6 protein-coding genes are annotated in these 4,130 nt (G+C 57.9%); 5 read left to right on the top strand and 1 reads right to left on the bottom strand.

Features of this window, described 5'->3' with window-relative positions; all coding sequences use genetic code 11:
- Positions 1–415: 415 nt before the first annotated feature.
- On the bottom strand, positions 416–646 hold the full coding sequence (locus AC5JJ6_RS01835; RefSeq protein ID WP_496040407.1) for a hypothetical protein: 231 nt from the start codon (positions 644–646) through the stop codon (positions 416–418).
- A gap of 214 nt (positions 647–860) precedes the next feature.
- Here AC5JJ6_RS01835 and AC5JJ6_RS01830 point away from each other — a divergent pair, with 214 nt between their 5' ends.
- The 5 genes from AC5JJ6_RS01830 to AC5JJ6_RS01810 all read left to right on the top strand — a co-directional run.
- Positions 861–1,307 (top strand): hypothetical protein, encoded by a 447-nt coding sequence (locus tag AC5JJ6_RS01830; RefSeq protein ID WP_496040406.1) that lies wholly within the window; start codon positions 861–863, stop codon positions 1,305–1,307.
- 368 nt (positions 1,308–1,675) lie between these two features.
- The gene (locus tag AC5JJ6_RS01825; RefSeq protein WP_496040405.1) at positions 1,676–2,704 is read left to right on the top strand and encodes a sensor histidine kinase; all 1,029 of its coding nucleotides are present in this window, start codon (positions 1,676–1,678) and stop codon (positions 2,702–2,704) included.
- A 330-nt stretch (positions 2,705–3,034) separates the two neighbouring features.
- The gene (locus tag AC5JJ6_RS01820) at positions 3,035–3,556 is read left to right on the top strand and encodes a hypothetical protein (RefSeq protein ID WP_496040404.1); all 522 of its coding nucleotides are present in this window, start codon (positions 3,035–3,037) and stop codon (positions 3,554–3,556) included.
- A gap of 9 nt (positions 3,557–3,565) precedes the next feature.
- Positions 3,566–3,748, top strand: a complete 183-nt coding sequence (locus tag AC5JJ6_RS01815; protein WP_496040408.1) for a DUF2382 domain-containing protein — start codon at positions 3,566–3,568, stop codon at positions 3,746–3,748.
- A gap of 141 nt (positions 3,749–3,889) precedes the next feature.
- The coding region (locus AC5JJ6_RS01810) for a hypothetical protein (protein ID WP_496040403.1) at positions 3,890–4,130 on the top strand (241 nt) is incomplete at its 3' end.

Below are 4,130 nucleotides of genomic sequence, written 5' to 3'. Positions count from 1 at the left end.
CAGCATAGCCGAACCTCGCAATCAAAGGTGACAGGCTGATTAGTATCACTGCTGAAGATGGCCCGATCTGTAACCTGGGCGACATTTGGGAGCTTTGTTTTACCGGGGCTCCCAACGGGCCGGGCGGCTACTTCCCATATGTCCCGGACTGTCCCCTGAATTCCGCCTGAGTTCGAGGCCATGGCAGGTGAATGCCTTGGAATTGCCGTTCGGACAGGGTGAGGGTGCTGGCGCGTCGATTTCCCGATGCAGCGGAAGCCGAGCGGGCTGCCTGCCCCGCCGCCGCCTTTGCCGTAAGCCTCAAGGCATCCTTGGATCCCGCCAACCATGACGCCCGGGAAATGCGCCCAGTCGACCTGGGCCTGCGCCCCGGCGGGCATCTCTACCCGGCGCCGCGTCCGCACGCGGGAGCTGGTTATCTCCGCGCCCAGTAGCGCTGGACCGAGCGCAAGCTGCCGGCATAATCGTGTTCGCCGACCAGCCAGTGGTGCAACGCCGCCAGATTGATTGAGCCGTCCTCCTGGGCAGCGCGCCAGGTCTCGATGGCCTCGGCCACCGCTTCTGCCCGGAACAGCTGGCGTGAGCACCCGTCCACCGCGCTCAAGTGCATCCGTTCCAGGTGATACCGGACCGTTCCTTCCGTCACGTCCAGGAGCCGGCAATGTCGCTCGTCATCGTGCTACGCGACGAGAGAACCTTGATTATCATGCGAGCCTCCGTGTCCAGACGGCCCATTCCTCCCTCCAAACCGCTTGCCCTAGCGGCGGGAGTATGTTGGCCGGAGGCGTCACCTCGTAAATCTGGGTGTCGCCTTGTCCGGAGACTGAACTGTCGCCTTACAGACCCCAAGCCTGCTCGCATTGGCCACCTCGATCGCCTCGACCGGCGACCGGGGCGACCACGATCGCCTGGGCAGTGGGTCGGACTCGATCCAGGCGGCTCTGACAGCGGTGAAGTCCCAGGACCCCCTCGTATTCGTCGGGTCGCTCTCCTACGCCGCCAACCTGGAGGACAAGGGAGCCGGCCGGACCGTCGATCCGGGCGATCAGGTCGGGGTCAACCTAAGCTCGATCCTAGCCGTCAGCTCAGAAACCTCGCTGGGTTTCGGCGTTGAGTTGAGCTTTTCCAACGAGACGGATGTGGACGGTCAGGAGATCGCAGGGTCAGACGGCCTCAGTGGCGTCCTGGAACTTGGTCTTGGGACAGTTCTGACGCCCAGCACACTCCTGAGCATCACGGCCGGAATGGGATTCACCGAGAACGCCCCGGACTTCCGACTGAGTTTCTCGCTGCCGATCCGGTTCTGATCCGGTAAAAACCACCATCGATTCATTATACTTTCTTGGTTTAATTTGGGTCGTTAACGTCGAAGCAGGATGGAGCGGATGAACTAGGGCGGAATCGGAATGAAAAACATTGTCGTGATAGCCCTGCTCTTCGCCGCGGTGGCGGTAGGATCTAGCTATGCGTTCACAATGGCGACCCACCTCCTCTTGAGGTTATTCGGAATTTAGGATGTGCCGATCGTCTGTCTTGAAACCGGACATTAAACCAGTTGAGAAACTAAAACCGATTGGACCTCCCGGCGGCTGTCCCTGAACTATTTGTATTGGATACTTGAAGCGTGGTCGGAGAAGGTAGCAACTAGACATAACAAATACCTAAGAGGTTAAGCATGGAAAGAAGTGAAGATCAAGACAATGTCTTGGATGATTTTGATCCGATACTGCTGAAAGTGGCGATAGAAGGTGCCGGACTTGGAACCTTCGACTACGACGTGGCTACTAATCGCTGTCGCTGGAACCGGCGACTGAAGGAAATGGTGGCTCTTCCACCGAGCCAGCAGGAAAGCTTCGACAGCTTCGCAGCCATGCTACACCCGGAGGATCGGCAGAAGGCGCTCACGGCAGTCGGGGCCGCTTTGGATCCGGAGGGCGATGGCCTGTACGCCTGTGAGATGCGGCTGGTAACCTTCGACGGCGCCACGCTCTGGGTCAGCGCGGCCGGACAGTGCGTGTTCGACACCGGTCCGATGGGCCGCTTCCCTGTTCGGCTTGTTGGGATCGTTCGCGACGTTTCCCAGCGTGTGGCGTTGCTGCGGCAGAAGGATCTCCTTGTCCGAGAGATGAGCCACCGCGTCAAGAACTCGCTGCAGACCGCGCTGACGATGCTCGACCTGCAAGCCAGGTTCGTTGGCGATGGCACCGCACGCAGCGAACTTGATGAGGCTCGCGGGCGTATACAGTCCGTAGCTCAGGTCCATCAGCACCTTTATCAAGCTTCCGACCCAACAAGAATTGCCATTGGCGATTACCTGCGCAATCTGGTCACCGAGCTCGCTGTGCACCTGCCTGTCGGCGCGACCGAGATCGACTGGTCCACGATCGGGGACAACCTGGCAGTACCGACGGATGATGTGCTCAATGTTGGACTGATCGTCAACGAACTCGTCACGAACGCCTGCAAATATGCCTTTGTCGGCCGTGTACATGGGTGCGTCACCGTCTCGATCCACGACGGAGGACAGAATGTTGAAATCCGCGTTGCTGACGATGGTGTCGGTCTACCCCGAGGAATGGACCCACTGTGTGACGGAAATCTCGGCATGACGATAGTTCGATCCGTCGTCGAACAGCTTGAGGGAGCGTTGTTCTGCGAACGCGGCACCGATACATGCTTCATTGTTCGCTTTCCGAAACGCTGATTACCGCCAAGGTTCAGCAAATTGTACATACATGCTTTCAAGCATAATTTATCGGCTTTTATAATTGGCTGATGCTGTCTTACCCCCAGAAGAAAAACTGTCCCCCGATCGGAAAAGTCATCATGTTGATTGCATCTTATAGCCGAGGTCACATCATCTCATTGTTCTCACTTCAGCATGCTTGACGTGATATCCAATATTGCTCACAAAAAATAAAACCTCGTTCCTATCAGGAAAGAAGTGGAACTTGTTGCACCGCAGTATATTTGTTTGCATATGCGAGAAGGCGCAAGCTGTCCCATGATCACATTCATCATCAAGGTAATGGACATGACCACTTCCATCATTGGACTCTTCGAGAGCAGTGACATTGCCAGCAAAGTGCTGGGCGAACTGACAAAATCAGGCTTCAGGAAGGACGCGGTTGAGATCCTTCAGAACGTCGCTGCTTCCAAGGTCTCCAGCCGCCTTGTCGAGGCCGGCTACGAGAAGGACAAGGCGGACAGCTACGGCAAAGCCATGCAGAAGGGCGGCGCTCTGGTTGTGGCCGAAGCTCCGGATGATAGGGCCGACGAAGCCCTGGACATGATGCGCAGCTTCAAGGCCGTGTCTCCGGAAGTGCTGCTGGAGAAGCTGAGCGGCGAAGCATCCGAAGAGACCCAGACTGCCCAGGTGATCGAGGAGGAGCTCGAGGTCGGCGTTACCCGGACGACCGGCGGCAAGCGTCTCAGGACTGAGATCAGCGAGCGGGAAGTCCAGGAAACCGTAACCCTTTACGAGGAAACGGTTGAAGCCGAGCGCACCAAGGTCGATCGCGTCCTGAAGCCTGAGGAAGTCGCCAAGGCGTTCTAGGAGACCACCATCGAGATGACTGAAACTTCTGAAAAGCCGGTTGTGTCGAAGCAGGCTCATGTGATCGAGGAAGTCAGCCTGAGCAAGCAGTCGGGCGAGCGTGATGTCACCGTCAGCGGCACCGTTCGCCGCCAGGACGTTACCGTCGAGGACATCGATGGCAAGGCCGGTAAGGCTGCCAAGACTGCTTAAGCACACATCTTGATATGAGGGCGTTGCATCCTGCCCGACTGCCCGAATCAACCAGGGTGGTGATCAGGCTTGCAGCGCCTGCCTCCTCACGCTTCGCACGCGCTGGGAACAGAGATGATGCATACGTCTACTGAGACTTTGATGCCGAAAACCACGAAAACCGAGGAGCCAGGCAGGCGTGTTCAGGCCGCCGCTGAGGCCGCGTTCAAGCCTGTGGAAAGCGCGTCTAACGGACCGAAAGCCGCTCTTGATGCATCGCAGGCAGACGGTAAAGCAGCCCCGGACTCCACAAAAGCAACCAGCGGCGCCGCGTCGCGAAAGATCGTCAACGCCCTGAAGAATACCCTTCAGCAGGCGGCCGATACCATTCTAGGGATTGTTG

The organism is Skermanella sp., from assembly GCF_059503625.1.
This window is presented reverse-complemented; position numbering and strand designations above follow the sequence as displayed.